Consider the following 13433-nt stretch of genomic DNA (forward strand, 5'->3'; position numbering starts at 1 on the left):
CCATGGCTTCTCGGCGTCCCCTGGTCAACGTCAGCGGCAGCATCCGCGAGCTGCCCACGGGAGACACGCTGGCCGGCGTGCGCGAGCTGCTCACCGCCGCGCGCACATACTACGTCCGCACCGATGGCAGTGACAGCAACACCGGGCTTAGCAATACGGCGGGCGGGGCGTTCGCCACTGTGCAGAAAGCAGTGGACACCATTGCGAACCTCGACCTTGGCACCCAGCAAGCCACGATCCAGGTTGCAGACGGAACCTATGCGCCGTTTGAACTGCGCTCATGTGTTGGCGCATTGGCTCCTCGAATCGTAGGCAACACGACCACCCCCGCCAATGTGCTTATCAGTGCGACTTCAGCGAGCGTCAATGCCGTGCGTGCCGTGAATGCAGGAGCTTGGGCGCTGGGTGGACTGAAACTGCAGGCGACGGGATCGGGTGCTTCCGGCCTTCGAGCGGAAGGCAGAACCACGGTGACGTTCAGTGATTTCACCGAATTTGGCGCCTGCGCAAGTCGGCACGTGTTCTCGCGTGGTGGCGCTGCCGTTTACATCGTGGCAAACACGCGCATCACAGGCGCCGCACAGACCTTTTTCGAAGCGGCCTACGCCGGGGCATATTTCGAATATGTTGGCGGTTACACATGCACGATTGTCGGCACTCCAGTTGCTGGATATGCCACCGTGGTTGCCGGGCTCTGCTCTGTCGTCGTTATCAACGCAATCACGTTCTCCGGCAGTGCCACAGGCATTCGATATGCAGTCGGCACGAATTCCGTGATTCAGACCTTCGGGTCTGGCGCCAATTACTTCCCTGGTGATGCTGCTGGAACGAATGATGGATCGGGGGTCTACTCGTGACCTATCAGCTCTCGCAAGACGCCGGGCACGTCTACCTCTGGACTGACGGTGTGCGCGCCACGATTCCTCTGGCCTCGGCGCCAGAGTTCCCTCTCAGCCCTGACGCTGTCGCATACCGCGCCTGGCTCGCGGCTGGCGGCGTGCCGATACCTGCAGAGCTGCCGCCTGCTGTGGAGCTTGCCGCCACGCTGCGCCAGGCCCTGGCAGCCGAGTACCGCAGGCGCATGCAAGTCATCGCAGCCGGATACCCGCTGAGCGAGCGCGAGAGTTGGCCCGTGCAGACGGAGGAGGCGAGGGCGCTCGAGGTCGACCCAGCAGCGGCCACGCCCTGGATCGATGCCGCAGCGTTGGCGCGCGGGCTGGACCGCCTGGTGCTGGCCGAGCGCATCCGCGAGAAGGACGACAAGTACCGGCAGGTGCATGGGCTGCTGACGGGCACACGGCAGCGCATCGAGGACCAGATCTACGCTGTGGCCGACGACGCCCTGGCGCTGTCGCAGATCGATGTCGCGGCCGGCTGGCCTGCGGCCCCCGTGTAGGGTTCGCCAGCGCGGCCCGGCCCCGGAATCATCGGGGTCATGAAAACTGAAACCCTCGACTCCATCGGCGCCGCCGGCAACAAGGTCACCATCGCAGGGGCCGGCTTGTCTGGGGCGGGTTACATCACCGCAAGTGAGTTTGCGGCTATCGTAGGCGCTTTGGTGGCCCTGGCTGGCGTGGCGATCACTTGGTACTACAAGCGAGAAGCCAATCGACGATTGGTCGCAGAGCACGCTTTGCGGCAGCAAGAGCGCCAGATTCGCATCGATCTCATGCGCGCGACACGCCAGCCGGTGCCTCACGACACGAATATGGGCGCCCTTGAGGACGTGGACTGATGGCCGCCCGAATTCAGTCCAGAGTCATCTGGGTGGCCGCCCTCGGCGGCTTTGTGACGCTTTTGTCTCCGACCTTGGTCCAGCACCTGGAGCAGTGGGAGAGCGGCCCCAAGAGGGTATTGGTGGTCTACGCAGACAGCATGGCCGGCGGCCTGCCAACGGTCTGCAACGGTCTGACGCGCCACGTCACTACCACCCCCATCGTTGTCGGCCAGCGGTGGACCGAGGAGCAGTGCGTGGCAGAGGAGGCTGCGGCGCTGGAGCGTGTGCAGCGGCAGGTGATTCCCTGCTTCAAGAGACTCCCGCCGCCCAGCGTGCTCGACATGGCCAGCAGCCATGCCTGGAACCTGGGTGCACCGGCCACCTGCGGTAGCGGCGCCATGGCCGCATGGAATCGGGGTGAGTGGGAGCGCGGTTGCCAGCGCATCAGCCGCGGCGATGACGGCAGCGTGGTCTGGAGCTTCACGAGTCACATTGAGCCGAAGACCGGCCGGAAGGTCTACACCTTCGTCCAGGGCCTGGCCAACCGGCGCGCCGACGAAACGAAGAAGTGCGGGGCGGACCTATGAACCCGATCCTCTGGGCAATGTGGTGGTACTGGTGGAGGGGCGGGCGGTGATCGGGATCACACCGAAACTGCTCGCGGCCGCTGTCCTCGCGCTGCTGGTGAGCCTGCTTGGCAACGTGCTGCTGACCAGGGCCTACCTGGGCCAGCGTGACGCCGCCGCAGTCGCGCGCGCCAGTGTGGGCGAGATGACCCAGCAGCGGGACGGCGCTCGCGACCTGGCCGCCGCCTGCAGCGATGCAGTCGATGACCTCCGCGAGCTGGCCGACCGGCGCAAGAAAGAGGGCGAGGCCGCGCGAACCAGCGCCGCCGCACAAGCCCGGAAGCACGAGCAGCGCGCCGATGAGATCCTGGCCAAACCCCCAGCCGTGCCCGGCGATGCCTGCGCGAGCGCCCAGCACCGGGTGGACAACTGGCTGCAGGGGAGGGCGAAGCCATGAAATTGACAAATTGCTCAATTCGTCAATTCGCAGTGCTGGCTGCCCTGCTGGCCCTGGCCGGCTGCCAGGCGCCACCGGCGCGCGTCGAGCTGCAGCGGGTGAACGTGCCCGTGCCAGTGGCATGCGACGAGCCGGTGCCTGAGCGACCGGCCATGCCCACCGAGCAGCTGCGCCCCGGCGCCACGGTGGATCAGTTCACCCAGGCCGTCCTGGCCGAGATCGAGCGGCGCGAGGCCTACGAGATCAGGCTGACAGCGGCCCTGGCCAACTGCCGCCGCCCCATTACCCCGAGCCTGCCGGCCGCAGGCACCACCACAGAGAGCCACCCATGACACAACACACCTGCGGCAGTGCCTGCAGCCATGCCTCCGACTGCGCCGTGCACAACGAGCCCGCCATGCCGGCCGGGCCGTGCGACTGCGCCACCCGCGTGCCTGGCGCGGTGATCGAATCCAAGGCCTATGCCGACGGCACAACAGCCACCGGCCCAGGCCCTCTGCCCGACCTCTCTCCGGCTGAGCAGTCCATCGAAGACGAGATCCAGGCCAAGGGCAAGACCGCGGCACGGGTCACCCCGGATGACATCCAGCGAGAGATCGTCGGCGAGCACTACTTCACAGCGGAGCAGGGCGCGCGTCATCCCGATGCGCAGAACCCGCTGGACTTCGGTGATATCCCCGGGAACTTGGGCCTGTTGACCTTCTGCGTGCTCCGCCTGCGCAACGGCTTCACTGTGACAGGCGAAAGCGCGTGCGCCAGCCCCGAGAACTTCGACGCTGAGATCGGCCGCCGCATCGCGCGCGAGAACGCCGTGCAGAAGATCTGGCCGCTGCTGGGCTTCCGGCTGCGCGACAAGCTGGCGGCAGGCTCCTAAGCCGCAGGCGCCGGGTCAGCCGGCGCTATCGAGACCACCGTTCCGTCGATTGCGACCATTTCGCCTTTCGTCGCGGGGTCAGCTTCGAGTGGCACGCCCCACATCAGGCCCGGGTGCTCGCCCTTATGCATCACATAGTCCAGGTGGTAGAGCTCCTCAGGCGGCAACCTGAAGCGCTGCGGGTACTTGTCGCTGCCGTGGGCTTTCCAGTGGCCCTGAAAGCCCTCCACGACGCGCTTGTGGACTGTGTGCTTTGGGTGATTGGGATCGATCATGGGCGGCATTGTGCCCGTGACCCGAATCAGAACGGCGCAGGCGAGCGGATCACGCTGACAGGCCCGAAGCCGCGGTACACGACATTGCCCTCCGGGTCCAGGACGATGGACCACCATGGAGCCGTGTGCACAACCCGGTAGCACTCCGGGGCCAGCGGGAGGATCTCCTGCCCACAGACCGCCGCCCAGCCCGATGGCCATACCACTGTGGGGTGCAGGCAGTTCAGCGGGTCGTCATCTTCATACATGGTGGTTCGCCAGAATCTGGACCGGCCCCAGGCCGCTGTATACCAGCGCGCCGCCCGGCCCGCGCACTTCAAACCATCCGGGGTGCGCTTCCACTATCCGATAGGCCTCTGGCGGGGCTGGCAGCGGCTCAATCTCAGGCACGCCGAACCATTCGGGCATGCGGAGCAGGGCGAATTTCTGGGTTGCTTGAGGGGTGATCATCTGGACCTCCTGGAGATCGGGTTTGCATAATAACTGTACATTCATACAGTGAAAATGTCATGACCCAGGATTCAGCAGGATTGGCAGATCTGCCGGGCCGATATCGCTCAGAGGGCTGCGCGCCCGGCAGCGAGCAGGAGCGCAAGGGCCAAGTCGAGGCCGGCTGGCGCACGACCATGCTGCGTTTGCGCTTTTGTGGCGTCTACCTGTCCGTGCCGATGTTGCGTGACATCCGCCGCGTCACGGGCCTGCTGGTCACGACCAGAGGAGGGTATGGCGATGATCGCGTGGAAATCATTGATCCCGGATCGGGGGATCAGCTCACGAGAGGGATGACCCAGGTGGAAATGCTGCGAATGCGCGAGGACGGGTCCATGCTGCTGCGCGGCCAAGAATGGGATGAAGGGGGCCTGCGGCGGTGGAACCAGACTTGGCTGTGCTGTCCGGACGCTGCCGGCATTGATCCGGCGCTGCAGCTGATGCAAAGCTGGCTTGGAGGGCAGTACGCTGCGGCCAAGGCTGCAATCGAGCGGCCCACCAAGAGGTGGCCCTATGTGTAATCGCTACACCCCGCCGGAAGAGATAGAGATCGAGCGTGCCTTCGCGCTGGGACGCCAAGCGCCGAACAGGTGGTGGAAGCCGCACGTCACGCCGCTGGCCCTGGGTCCGTACGTCAAGCCCGGCGGCGAGTTGGAGGTGGGGCAGTGGGGCATGATCCCGCGCAGCGCTCCCACGCGCCGGCCGACTACCCGCGACGGGACGCCCATGAGCACGAACAACGCGCGGCGCGAGACGTTGGCCAAGTCCTGGACGTTTGCGCCGGCATGGCGCGCCGGTCAGCGGTGCCTCATCCCCGTGACGTCGTGGGTGGAGCCGTATTGGGGCCTAGGATCGCGCAATGTGTGGTGGTCGTTCCGGCGCGCGGACGGGCAACCAGCGGCTCTTGCCGGCCTGTACAGCGAATGGACGGACCCGGAGACGGGCGAGCTGGTGCCGAACTACACGATGATCACGCAGCCTGCTGACGGGCACCCAGTGCTCTCGCTGATGCACCGGCCGGGAAAAGAAAAGCGCGGGGTCGTGATGCTGGAGCCTGGCGACTGGGATGCCTGGCTGCACGGCACGGCCGCCCAGGCCGACGTGCTGATTAAGCTGCCGCCGCTGGGAGCGTTGCGGAGCGGGGCAGAGAAGCCTGAGGAAGAGGGCCTGCTTCCAGCCGAGCAGCTGCTCGCTCTAAAAGCTGGGGAATAAGCAGAAGCAGAACCCGCTCCCCGCTGAATGCGGTGTAGGTTCTGGTGTAGCTTTTAGAGAATATTCTGATAATCAGAGGGAGAAGGCTTCTTCAAGAATGATGATGTTCATTGCCTGTGAATCTCTCATAAGCCTTTGATTTATCTCCGGGTTGCCGCGCAAGAGGTTGTCGGCAAATGTTCTGATCCGCTTTTGCGCTTTGCCCTGGGCATCATCAACGCCTACCTGAACCGGCCTGCCTGACTATTGTGTGACGCTTGCGCAGCCAGGGCCCCGAGGCCCGACGGTCACATTGTCGTTCAAGCAGCCCCGGGCTTGAGGCTGAAGGCTTCGGCCCGCGCCAGATCGCGCAGCCATGGTTACACAAGCCGCGCAGATGCCAGCAAGCCCTGGCAGGTGAAGCCGCTCACTGGCACGCTCTGTCGCCCGCGCAGCTGTATCAGCGAATTACACCCTGCAACGCCTTGCGGACCCCTGGTCGGACGGGACTTGGGGGTTGCCACCTGCCGGCGAAGCCGGTGAAGGCCGAGAGTGTGATGGACCGCGCTCAGTCGCACTCAATCATGGTTCCACCCAGTATTCGGCAGCTCCGCCCTTGACTGTCACTGATGAATTGGCCGTTGCGGTTGTAGATTCCGCCATTGCTGTCGTAGCAAAGTGCACCATTGCAACTGGATAGAGGAACAGGATGGGCCGCCCGCGGTGTGAAAACCGGCTTCGGTGGTTCCTGCATCAGCGGCGTATTGGAGCCGCATGCAGCATTGACGCTGGTGATTGCTGCATTGGTGCGTATCCGTTTTTCATCCAGGGAAAGGGTGCGAATGCTGGATACGAATTCCAGCTCCTTGCGCGCCTCCTTGCACTGGGAGGATGCGCCGAGCTGCTCCGGTGCAGGAGCATTCGCCTTGCGGGCCTGCTGTTCGATGACGCGCTGCTGGCTCTCGATCTGGCGCTGCTGCATTTCGTTCATCTGGCGCTGCTGCTTTCGCTCATTGGCCTCTGCGGCCTCGGCCCGTTCGCGGTAGATTTCATCGTCCGATTTTTTGCGCTGTATCAGTGCGCCGGATTGGTCGCTGCTGCAGGGGCTGTCTGAAAAAATCAGTTTTCCAGAAACATCCTTGCATTGATAGACCTGGGCGGCGGCAGGTAAAGCCAGAAATGTCGCAACGATTGTCAGAGTCAATAGGCGCATATGCATCTCGGTGAATGAATGGGAGTGATGGTATCCCGGTACGGTGAATCGGTTGAGGTTAAGTTATTCCAATAGGCCGCTGCAAGGGATGCAGGGTCGGTATTGCCGCCACGGGATGGCTGCCTGTGCTCGCTTGCCCGGAGTAAACTCGACCACCGCAGCAATGGCTGCACGATGGGAATGGAGCTTCCCGAAACCGCCCTGCAAGGGGCTGATGGCTCCTGCCTTGGTGGGGCGTGTCCTGCCGGTGGCAGGGCCGTGTCTTGATCCTGCCCGGCGCGCCCGTCCCGGTTGTTTGATGAAAGGACGGTCATGGGTATCTACGGTTTCATTTTGGTGTTCGTGGGCGGCGGCCTCGGCTCCGCGCTACGGCATGGCTCGAACCTGCTTGCACTGCGGCTGGTGGGCAGTGCCTATCCGCTGGGCACCTTGGCGATCAATGTGCTGGGCGCTTTCGTGATGGGGGTGGTGGTGGAGTGGTTTGCGCTCAAGACTTCGCTGCCGCAGAGTGCGAGGCTGTTCATCACCACGGGCATTCTGGGCGGCTTCACCACGTTTTCGACCTACGCACTGGAGATCGGCATGCTGTACGAGCGCGGCGACTGGCTCGCTTCCGTGCTGTATGCGCTGGGTTCGCTGGTGCTGGGCGTTGCCGCGCTGTTTGCGGGGCTGGGGCTGGTTCGGATGGTGGCCCATTGAGGCGCCCTGATTGCGCTATGCTGTGCGCCATGGCCCGCCTGAACGCAACGCAGATTATTCGCACCATCCATTGGATGGTGGGTTAGCCAGCGGCCTTCGGCGCCATGCAACCCGCCCAGAGGAGGCGGGTTTTTTCATTCCGCCTCCAGGGTTTTCACAAGCCTTTCAGGAGATGGATATGCAGGTTCTCGAACCGTCCCGCCATGCGGACGACGCCCAGGCCGATTCCCGCGCTGCGCGGCCGGCCACGCTGCACATGGTCTGCGGCAAGATCGGCTCGGGCAAGTCGACGCTGGCACGGCAACTGGCGGCGCAGCCCGGCACGGTGCTGGTCAGCGAGGATTCCTGGCTGGCCGGTTTGTATCCTGGCGAGATGCAGTCGGTGGCCGACTATGTGCGCTGCAGCGCGCGGCTCAAGGGATTGATGGGGGCGCATGTGCAGGCGCTGCTGGATGCCGGCGTTTCAGTGGTGCTGGACTTTCCTGCCAACACGCTGGAAGGCAGAGGTTGGGCGCGCAGCGTGTTCGAGAGGGTGGGTGCCTCCCACCGCCTGCATTTCCTGGATGTGCCCGATGGGGTCTGCAAGCAGCGCCTGCGTGCGCGCAATGCGGCGGGGGATCATCCCTTTCAGGCCAGCGATGAGCAGTTCGACCTGATCACCAGCTACTTTGTCGCGCCTTGCGCACAGGAGGGCTTCGACGTGGTGCATCACCCGTATGTGCGGGCCTGACCGCAAAGGCCGTGCGGCCGCCGGCTCGCCCACTGGAACGCCTCCTCGATCGCCTACTCAATCCCCGCCAGACCGTGCCTGCACTTGCACCCAATAGCGTGTACGGGTGCTCAACTGCAAGGGGAAGCGGCTGACGAGCGCGGCCAGGGCGCGATCGGTGTCGTCCACGGGAAAGGCGCCCGAGACACGCAGGCCTGCCACCTCGGGCGTGCAGCCCAGGTAGCCGGGCCGGTAGCGGGCGAGGGCGTCGATCAGCTGGCCCAGCGGCATGTCCAGCGCGATCAGTCCGCCTTCGTGCCAGCTGGCGGCAAAGGGATCGGCAGACGCGGGTGGCTGGGCGGCGCTGGCCGAGAAGGCGGCGTGTTGCCCGGCCTGCAGCTCGGCGGGGGTGGCTTCGCTGTCCAGGGGCTGCAGGCGCACGGTCTTTTCCTGCACGTTGACATGGCACAGGCCGTCGTCCGCGACATGGACCGTGAAGCGCGTTCCCAGGGCCAGTACATGGCCTTGCGGGGTTTGCACACTGAAGGGGCGGCCCAGTGCGTCTGGCCCGGTGGCGACGAGGATGCGGCCGCGGTAAAGGCGCAGCAGGCGCTGGCGGTCGTCGAAAGCCACGTCCACGGAGGTGGCTGTATCCAGGGCCACCAGGGAGCCGTCGGGCAGCGTCAGGTCGCGGCGCTCGCCAGTGGCAGTGCGATGAGCGGCCTGCCAGTGCTCGAGCGGCGCGCCTTTCCAGGCGAGCCAGGCCGTGGCACCGCTGCCCAGGCCAAGGGCCACAGCACGCACCGCAGAACGGCGATTGGGGTCGGAGCGGCGGCCCAGCGCCTGGCGCGCCAAGGGTGCGGGCAGATGCGACAGCTGTGCGGTGACGGATTGCACGCGCAGCCAGGCGCGCTGGTGGGCGGGGTCGGCCTCGTGCCAGTCCGTCCAGGCCTGCTGCAGGCTTGGCGTCACCGCGGTGCCGCGCAGTTTCACATGCCAGGCAGCGGCCTCATGCAAGGCCCGTCGGTCGTTGCTTTCCAAAGATCCCTCGCCCATGTGGCTATGCCAGGACCAGGCAGCAATGCTCCATCGCCCGGGTCAGGTAGTTGCTGACGGTGCGCAGCGACACGCCCAGGCGCTCGGCGATCTCGGGGTAGCTCAGTTCCTCGAAATGGGACAGGACGAAGGCTTCGCGCACCTTGGGTGCAAGGCCCTGGAGCATGCGGTCCACGTCGAGCAGGGTCTGCTGGACGATGGCCTGCTCCTCGGGCGAAGGCGCCAGCGACTGCGGCAGCTGGGCAAGATAGTCCAGATATGACTGCTCCAGCGTGCGGCGGCGAAACAGGTCGGTGACCAGGCCGCGGGCGATGGTGGCCAGGTAGCGCCTGGGCTCGCGGATGTCCTGCTGCGGCACTGGCGAGCGCAGCAGGCGCACGAAGGTGTCCTGGGCCAGGTCGGCCGCATCGTCACGGTTGCCCAGGCGCTTGCGCAGCAGGCTTTCCAGCCAGGGATGGTGATTCTGGTAGAGGCTGTGCACGGAGAGGGCTTGTGCGAAAGAAGCGGGGAGGCCGGGCGTAGAAGCCGAGATGGGCAACGTGGCGGTCTCGGTTGCAAAAGATAATAAGAATGCTTATCAATTATCTTTCACACAGGCTTTACTCCTGAGGACTGGGTATCTTTCTGTTGCATGTGCGCTACAGGGAGATGCTGGCGGAACTTCCACGCCGGCCCTGCGCCGGGCGATTGCGCTGGTAGGCGCTGGGCGGAGCGCCAAAGCTGCGCCGGAAGACGGCGGTGAAGGCGCTGGGACTGTCGTATCCATGGGAGAGCGCCACTTCCAGGACCGAGGCGCCAGCGGCCAGCCGGGGCAGGCTGAGCAGAAGACGGGCCTGGCGGCACCATGCGCCGAAGTTCATGCCGGTCTCGCGCAGGAACAGGCGTGCCAGCGTGCGGGGATGCATGTGCAGCCGCTGTGCCCAGCTGGCTAGGCCGGCGGCCTGCGATGGGTCGTCCACAAAGCTGCGGCAGCAGGCGGCCAGGGCGCCATGCCGGGGCATGGGCACGTGCAAGGACAGGGCGCGGGCGCGCTCCATTTCGTCGAGGATCAACTGCATGACACGCTCCTCCCTGCCGCCCAGCGGGTAGTCCATGGGCAGCTCGATGGCCTCCAGCACGAGTTCGCGCAGCAGGGGCGTGACCTGCATCACTCGGCAGTCTTGCCACAGGCCGGGCCGCAGCCCCGGCTCCACGAACACGGTGCGCATGGCCACGGGGCCGGCGGCCATGTGGATGGCGTGCAGGGCCTGTGGTGGAACCCAGACGGCGCATCCCGGGGGGACGACCCAACTGCCCGAATCCGCGCGGATCAGCATCACTCCTTCGGTGGCATGCAGCAGCTGGCCGCGGCGGTGGGCATGCGGTGCGATGGCAGCGCCGGCCGCCATGTCTGTGGCAAAGGCCACGACCGGGCGGGCCGTGTGCTCGCCGTGCGGGGGCAATGGAGCGGCCGCAGGCACGTCATCCAGGCAGGCGCGTGTGCGGGCATGGGAAAGTGGGCCACTTTGCCGGGTTGTCATTTTCTCGACGATTGTTGTTGCTTCGTAGCAGGAATGCAGATCATGCACTTTCTACGATGACCCACTTTCAATCCGCAGGAAAGTGGCAGGTATGGAGATGATTTCCCTTTCGAGAATGACGGACGTGACAGGAGGCAGGGCATGAACCGCGCACGTCTGGGGCTGCTTACGGGCACGCATGCCATCAACGACCTCTACCAGGGACTGGTTCCTGCGCTGTTGCCCTTCATGGTGCTGGAGCGCGGCTACAGCTATACGGAAGCCAGCGGCCTGATGCTGGCGGCCACGGGCCTGTCGAGCATGGTCCAGCCGCTGTTCGGCCTGTATGCCGACCGGTCGCCACGGCCCTGGATGGTGCCGGCCGGCTTTGTGGTGGCCGCCCTGGGCCTGGCCCTGGTGGGCATGAGCCCGGACTACTGGGTCAGCTGGTTGGCTGCCGTGCTGTGCGGCCTGGGGATCGCGGCCTACCATCCGTCCGCAACGGTGGCGGCCCGCATGGCGGGCGGCGGCTCGCAGAAGGCGATGAGCGTATTTTCGGTGGGCGGAACGGCGGGGGCATCGTTCGCTCCCATGCTGGCTGCGGCCGTGGTGGGCGCAGGCGCCTTGCACCGCAGCTGGATGCTGGCCCTGCCTGCAGCGGCCATGCTGGTGCTCTGGTATGCCTGTACTTGGCGGGATGGAGCCAAGGACCATTGCGCCACCCGGCGCCCGGCCGTGGCTCAGGGCGAATTGCCCGCCAACCACTGGCGCGCCTTCTTCCTGCTGTGCGGGGTCATCGTCTGCTGGTCGATTCCCTATGTGACGGTGCTGTCCACCCTGCCCATGTTCGTGACGCGCGAGCTGGGCGGCTCGGACTTCATGGGAGCGGCCACGCTGACCTCATTCACAGCCGCTGCGGCGGTGGGCACTTTGCTGGGGGGCACGCTTGCAGATCGCCGGGGGCGCATGCAGGCCATCCGCGCCGGCTACCTGTTGGCATTGCCTGCTCTGGCGGCCCTGGCCCTGGCCTCCACGCCATGGATGGCGCTGGCCTGCACCATGGCCCTGGGCGTGTGCATGTTTCTTCCGTTTGCCGCCCAGGTCACGCTGGCCCAGGACTATCTGCCGCGCAACCAGGCCACGGCCAGCGGGCTGACCCTGGGGCTGGCCATGTCGATAGGCGGCATGGTGGCGCCGTTGTTCGGCATGCTGTCCGATGCGCGCGGACTGCGTTTTTCGTTGAGCGTCGTGCTGTGCATTCTGTGCGTTGCCGCGGCGCAGGCGTGGTGCATGCGCAATCGGCGCAGCGAGGGGAGTGCTGCACCGGCGGCTGTCAGGGCCTGATGCGCAGCCCCTGCCGCTGGGCAAGGCAAGAGACAGGCCCGGGCTCTCGCAGACCGGGTGGACGGGTTGGTCTCAGGGCGACCTCAGGCCGGTGTCTGCGCGCCGTGCGCTTCCATGCGTTCCAGGGCGGCACAGACATCGGCCATGCGGCCCGAGATGAACAGGCATTCGGGCTGCTCCTGCGGCGAGCGCTGGATGATGCGCAGACCCGAAGGCAGGGCCTGATCTGCCGGAAGGGAGGGCAGTTCGGGTTGCAGGGGCAGCAGCAGCTGCGCATCCCTGTGTTCTGGCAGCCGTGCTGACTTGCTGCGCCGCTGCTGGCTGCGGCGGCGTGCCTTGCTGAAGGACAGGATGGTCGCCTGCTCGGATTGCACAGGCGATTCGGGCTGGATGGTGCGCATGGCGGGCTCCATGGCGGCGGCGGGCAGGCGAATGCCCTGTGCCAGGCGCAGGAAGGACAGAGAAGACAGTGTTGGCAGAGCGAATCCCATGTGACGACTCCTGTTGGCGTATTTCAAAGAGGCATGGACACAGGCAGGATTGCGGTTTGCGGGCAAAGCTCCGCCCAGGGCGAAGCTGCAAGGCTTCGCGCCTACCACCTGGGCGGTGCATGAAATAGGGTGTGGCAACCCGTGCAGGGCTGCCCGTCCGGCTTACATGGACATGCTGTTGCGGATCAGCCCCACGGCCAGGCCTTCAATGGCAAAGGCCTCTTCGGGAGCGACGCGGATCACCGGGTAATCGGGGTTTTCCGGCAGGAGTTCCACGCCCTGCGTGGTGCGGCGCAGGCGCTTGACGGTGACTTCATCTCCCAGGCGTGCCACGACGATCTGCCCGTTGCGGGCTTCATGCGCGGACTGCACGGCCAGCAGATCGCCGTCCATGATGCCCGCGTCGCGCATGGACATGCCGCGCACGCGCAGCAGATAGTCCGGGCGGACCTGGAACAGGCTGGGTTCGACGGAATAGGTCTGGTCGATATGTTCCTGGGCGAGAATGGGCGAGCCCGCCGCAACGCGGCCCACCAGCGGCAGCATCAGCGGCGCCAGGGCCGACAGCGGCAGCCCGAAGCTGGTGCCGCGTGCGGCATTGATGTTGCGCACGGTGTCGGTACGCAGGCGAATGCCGCGGGAGGTGCCGCTGACCAGTTCGATCACGCCTTTGCGGGCCAGGGCCTGCAGGTGTTCCTCTGCTGCGTTGGCGGACTTGAAGCCCAGCGTGTTGGCGATTTCCGCGCGGGTGGGGGGCGCGCCCGTGCGGGAGATGGCGGCCTGGATCAGGTCCAGGATCTGTTGCTGGCGGGCGGTGAGCTTGGGATGGTCGAGCATGGCGTGCGTCCGGTCC

21 protein-coding genes and 1 riboswitch are annotated in these 13433 nt (G+C 65.7%); of the genes, 12 read left to right on the top strand and 9 right to left on the bottom strand.

The annotated features are described in order from the left end of the window. The first annotated feature begins 2 nt into the window (after positions 1-2). The 7 genes from DTS01S_RS30605 (at position 3) to DTS01S_RS19440 (ending at position 3614) form a co-directional block, all read left to right on the top strand. Positions 3-857 carry a hypothetical protein gene (locus DTS01S_RS30605; protein WP_074931642.1) on the top strand — a complete coding sequence of 285 codons (855 nt, stop codon included), beginning with the start codon at positions 3-5 and terminating at the stop codon, positions 855-857. 140 nt (positions 858-997) lie between these two features. Then, positions 998-1396, top strand: a complete 399-nt coding sequence (locus DTS01S_RS19415; RefSeq protein WP_255247326.1) for a hypothetical protein — start codon at positions 998-1000, stop codon at positions 1394-1396. Between the two features lie 39 nt (positions 1397-1435). Then, positions 1436-1735 carry a holin gene (locus DTS01S_RS19420; protein WP_061288543.1) on the top strand — a complete coding sequence of 100 codons (300 nt, stop codon included), beginning with the start codon at positions 1436-1438 and terminating at the stop codon, positions 1733-1735. Beyond that, on the top strand, positions 1735-2304 hold the full coding sequence (locus DTS01S_RS19425; RefSeq protein ID WP_061288545.1) for a lysozyme: 570 nt from the start codon (positions 1735-1737) through the stop codon (positions 2302-2304). The genes DTS01S_RS19420 and DTS01S_RS19425 overlap by 1 nt, the downstream gene beginning before the upstream one ends. 46 nt (positions 2305-2350) lie before the next feature. After that, positions 2351-2740, top strand: coding sequence for a hypothetical protein (locus DTS01S_RS19430; RefSeq protein WP_306307629.1), 390 nt, complete (start codon positions 2351-2353; stop codon positions 2738-2740). Next, positions 2737-3072 (top strand): hypothetical protein, encoded by a 336-nt coding sequence (locus DTS01S_RS19435; RefSeq protein WP_061288547.1) that lies wholly within the window; start codon positions 2737-2739, stop codon positions 3070-3072. The genes DTS01S_RS19430 and DTS01S_RS19435 overlap by 4 nt, the downstream gene beginning before the upstream one ends. Further along, positions 3069-3614 (top strand): Gp49 family protein, encoded by a 546-nt coding sequence (locus tag DTS01S_RS19440; RefSeq protein ID WP_306307630.1) that lies wholly within the window; start codon positions 3069-3071, stop codon positions 3612-3614. Before DTS01S_RS19435 ends, DTS01S_RS19440 begins: the two co-directional genes overlap by 4 nt. Here DTS01S_RS19440 and DTS01S_RS19445 read toward each other — a convergent pair. From DTS01S_RS19445 to DTS01S_RS29830, 3 genes are read right to left on the bottom strand one after another with little or no spacing between them, the layout of a single operon-like run. Next, positions 3611-3889 (bottom strand): hypothetical protein, encoded by a 279-nt coding sequence (locus DTS01S_RS19445; RefSeq protein ID WP_074931639.1) that lies wholly within the window; start codon positions 3887-3889, stop codon positions 3611-3613. The genes DTS01S_RS19440 and DTS01S_RS19445 overlap by 4 nt on opposite strands. A 26-nt stretch (positions 3890-3915) precedes the next feature. Next, positions 3916-4137, bottom strand: coding sequence for a hypothetical protein (locus tag DTS01S_RS19450; RefSeq protein ID WP_061288550.1), 222 nt, complete (start codon positions 4135-4137; stop codon positions 3916-3918). Further along, positions 4130-4339: a hypothetical protein gene (locus DTS01S_RS29830; protein ID WP_016453331.1), complete on the bottom strand. Its 210-nt coding sequence runs from the start codon at positions 4337-4339 to the stop codon at positions 4130-4132. The genes DTS01S_RS19450 and DTS01S_RS29830 overlap by 8 nt, the downstream gene beginning before the upstream one ends. A 59-nt stretch (positions 4340-4398) precedes the next feature. Here DTS01S_RS29830 and DTS01S_RS19460 point away from each other — a divergent pair, with 59 nt between their 5' ends. Continuing rightward, positions 4399-4899 (top strand): hypothetical protein, encoded by a 501-nt coding sequence (locus DTS01S_RS19460; protein ID WP_061288555.1) that lies wholly within the window; start codon positions 4399-4401, stop codon positions 4897-4899. Beyond that, the gene (locus DTS01S_RS19465) at positions 4892-5590 is read left to right on the top strand and encodes an SOS response-associated peptidase (RefSeq protein WP_061288557.1); all 699 of its coding nucleotides are present in this window, start codon (positions 4892-4894) and stop codon (positions 5588-5590) included. Before DTS01S_RS19460 ends, DTS01S_RS19465 begins: the two co-directional genes overlap by 8 nt. Before the next feature lie 547 nt (positions 5591-6137). Here the strand turns inward: DTS01S_RS19465 and DTS01S_RS29835 are convergent. Further along, positions 6138-6782 carry a DUF4124 domain-containing protein gene (locus DTS01S_RS29835; RefSeq protein WP_074931696.1) on the bottom strand — a complete coding sequence of 215 codons (645 nt, stop codon included), beginning with the start codon at positions 6780-6782 and terminating at the stop codon, positions 6138-6140. 167 nt (positions 6783-6949) lie between these two features. Further along, a riboswitch (Fluoride riboswitch) is annotated at positions 6950-7013 on the top strand. An 81-nt stretch (positions 7014-7094) separates the two neighbouring features. Here DTS01S_RS29835 and crcB point away from each other — a divergent pair. Both crcB and DTS01S_RS19480 read left to right on the top strand, forming a co-directional pair. Next, on the top strand, positions 7095-7481 hold the full coding sequence (gene crcB, locus DTS01S_RS19475) for a fluoride efflux transporter CrcB (protein ID WP_016445889.1): 387 nt from the start codon (positions 7095-7097) through the stop codon (positions 7479-7481). A gap of 178 nt (positions 7482-7659) precedes the next feature. Then, complete coding sequence (locus DTS01S_RS19480) at positions 7660-8211, top strand: AAA family ATPase (RefSeq protein ID WP_026062281.1); 552 nt, start codon at positions 7660-7662, stop codon at positions 8209-8211. Between the two features lie 57 nt (positions 8212-8268). Here the strand turns inward: DTS01S_RS19480 and DTS01S_RS19485 are convergent, their stop codons facing one another. The 3 genes from DTS01S_RS19485 to DTS01S_RS19495 all read right to left on the bottom strand — a co-directional run bounded on the left by DTS01S_RS19485 (position 8269) and on the right by DTS01S_RS19495 (position 10766). Next, the gene (locus DTS01S_RS19485) at positions 8269-9246 is read right to left on the bottom strand and encodes a FecR domain-containing protein (RefSeq protein WP_061288559.1); all 978 of its coding nucleotides are present in this window, start codon (positions 9244-9246) and stop codon (positions 8269-8271) included. A 4-nt stretch (positions 9247-9250) separates the two neighbouring features. Next, on the bottom strand, positions 9251-9727 hold the full coding sequence (locus DTS01S_RS19490; protein ID WP_017405010.1) for a sigma-70 family RNA polymerase sigma factor: 477 nt from the start codon (positions 9725-9727) through the stop codon (positions 9251-9253). A 157-nt stretch (positions 9728-9884) separates the two neighbouring features. Further along, positions 9885-10766: an AraC family transcriptional regulator gene (locus DTS01S_RS19495; protein WP_026062282.1), complete on the bottom strand. Its 882-nt coding sequence runs from the start codon at positions 10764-10766 to the stop codon at positions 9885-9887. 141 nt (positions 10767-10907) lie between these two features. Here DTS01S_RS19495 and DTS01S_RS19500 point away from each other — a divergent pair, with 141 nt between their 5' ends. Continuing rightward, the gene (locus tag DTS01S_RS19500; RefSeq protein WP_017405012.1) at positions 10908-12089 is read left to right on the top strand and encodes an MFS transporter; all 1182 of its coding nucleotides are present in this window, start codon (positions 10908-10910) and stop codon (positions 12087-12089) included. 83 nt (positions 12090-12172) lie between these two features. On the opposite strand, the gene DTS01S_RS19505 is transcribed toward DTS01S_RS19500, so the two are convergent. Both DTS01S_RS19505 and lexA read right to left on the bottom strand, forming a co-directional pair. Further along, a complete protein-coding gene (locus DTS01S_RS19505) occupies positions 12173-12580 on the bottom strand; it encodes a hypothetical protein (RefSeq protein WP_016445895.1) in 408 nt (135 codons plus the stop codon). A 162-nt stretch (positions 12581-12742) separates the two neighbouring features. Then, positions 12743-13417: a transcriptional repressor LexA gene (lexA, locus tag DTS01S_RS19510; protein ID WP_016445896.1), complete on the bottom strand. Its 675-nt coding sequence runs from the start codon at positions 13415-13417 to the stop codon at positions 12743-12745. Positions 13418-13433 lie beyond the last annotated feature (16 nt).

Source organism: Delftia tsuruhatensis NBRC 16741, from assembly GCF_001571325.1.
In the GTDB taxonomy this organism is placed as follows: domain Bacteria; phylum Pseudomonadota; class Gammaproteobacteria; order Burkholderiales; family Burkholderiaceae_C; genus Comamonas; species Comamonas tsuruhatensis.

What these genes read in the sequence shown, in the direction of transcription:
- DTS01S_RS30605 (WP_074931642.1), top strand. Translation starts at nt 3, where the DNA reads ATGGCTTCTCGGCGTCCCCTGGTCAACGTCAGCGGCAGCATCCGCGAG.
- DTS01S_RS19420 (WP_061288543.1), top strand. Translation starts at nt 1,436, where the DNA reads ATGAAAACTGAAACCCTCGACTCCATCGGCGCCGCCGGCAACAAGGTC.
- DTS01S_RS19425 (WP_061288545.1), top strand. Translation starts at nt 1,735, where the DNA reads ATGGCCGCCCGAATTCAGTCCAGAGTCATCTGGGTGGCCGCCCTCGGC.
- DTS01S_RS19435 (WP_061288547.1), top strand. Translation starts at nt 2,737, where the DNA reads ATGAAATTGACAAATTGCTCAATTCGTCAATTCGCAGTGCTGGCTGCC.
- DTS01S_RS19440 (WP_306307630.1), top strand. Translation starts at nt 3,069, where the DNA reads ATGACACAACACACCTGCGGCAGTGCCTGCAGCCATGCCTCCGACTGC.
- DTS01S_RS19445 (WP_074931639.1), bottom strand. Translation starts at nt 3,889, where the DNA reads ATGATCGATCCCAATCACCCAAAGCACACAGTCCACAAGCGCGTCGTG.
- DTS01S_RS19450 (WP_061288550.1), bottom strand. Translation starts at nt 4,137, where the DNA reads ATGTATGAAGATGACGACCCGCTGAACTGCCTGCACCCCACAGTGGTA.
- DTS01S_RS29830 (WP_016453331.1), bottom strand. Translation starts at nt 4,339, where the DNA reads ATGATCACCCCTCAAGCAACCCAGAAATTCGCCCTGCTCCGCATGCCC.
- DTS01S_RS19460 (WP_061288555.1), top strand. Translation starts at nt 4,399, where the DNA reads ATGACCCAGGATTCAGCAGGATTGGCAGATCTGCCGGGCCGATATCGC.
- DTS01S_RS19465 (WP_061288557.1), top strand. Translation starts at nt 4,892, where the DNA reads ATGTGTAATCGCTACACCCCGCCGGAAGAGATAGAGATCGAGCGTGCC.
- DTS01S_RS29835 (WP_074931696.1), bottom strand. Translation starts at nt 6,782, where the DNA reads ATGCGCCTATTGACTCTGACAATCGTTGCGACATTTCTGGCTTTACCT.
- crcB (WP_016445889.1), top strand. Translation starts at nt 7,095, where the DNA reads ATGGGTATCTACGGTTTCATTTTGGTGTTCGTGGGCGGCGGCCTCGGC.
- DTS01S_RS19480 (WP_026062281.1), top strand. Translation starts at nt 7,660, where the DNA reads ATGCAGGTTCTCGAACCGTCCCGCCATGCGGACGACGCCCAGGCCGAT.
- DTS01S_RS19485 (WP_061288559.1), bottom strand. Translation starts at nt 9,246, where the DNA reads ATGGGCGAGGGATCTTTGGAAAGCAACGACCGACGGGCCTTGCATGAG.
- DTS01S_RS19495 (WP_026062282.1), bottom strand. Translation starts at nt 10,766, where the DNA reads ATGACAACCCGGCAAAGTGGCCCACTTTCCCATGCCCGCACACGCGCC.
- DTS01S_RS19500 (WP_017405012.1), top strand. Translation starts at nt 10,908, where the DNA reads ATGAACCGCGCACGTCTGGGGCTGCTTACGGGCACGCATGCCATCAAC.
- DTS01S_RS19505 (WP_016445895.1), bottom strand. Translation starts at nt 12,580, where the DNA reads ATGGGATTCGCTCTGCCAACACTGTCTTCTCTGTCCTTCCTGCGCCTG.
- lexA (WP_016445896.1), bottom strand. Translation starts at nt 13,417, where the DNA reads ATGCTCGACCATCCCAAGCTCACCGCCCGCCAGCAACAGATCCTGGAC.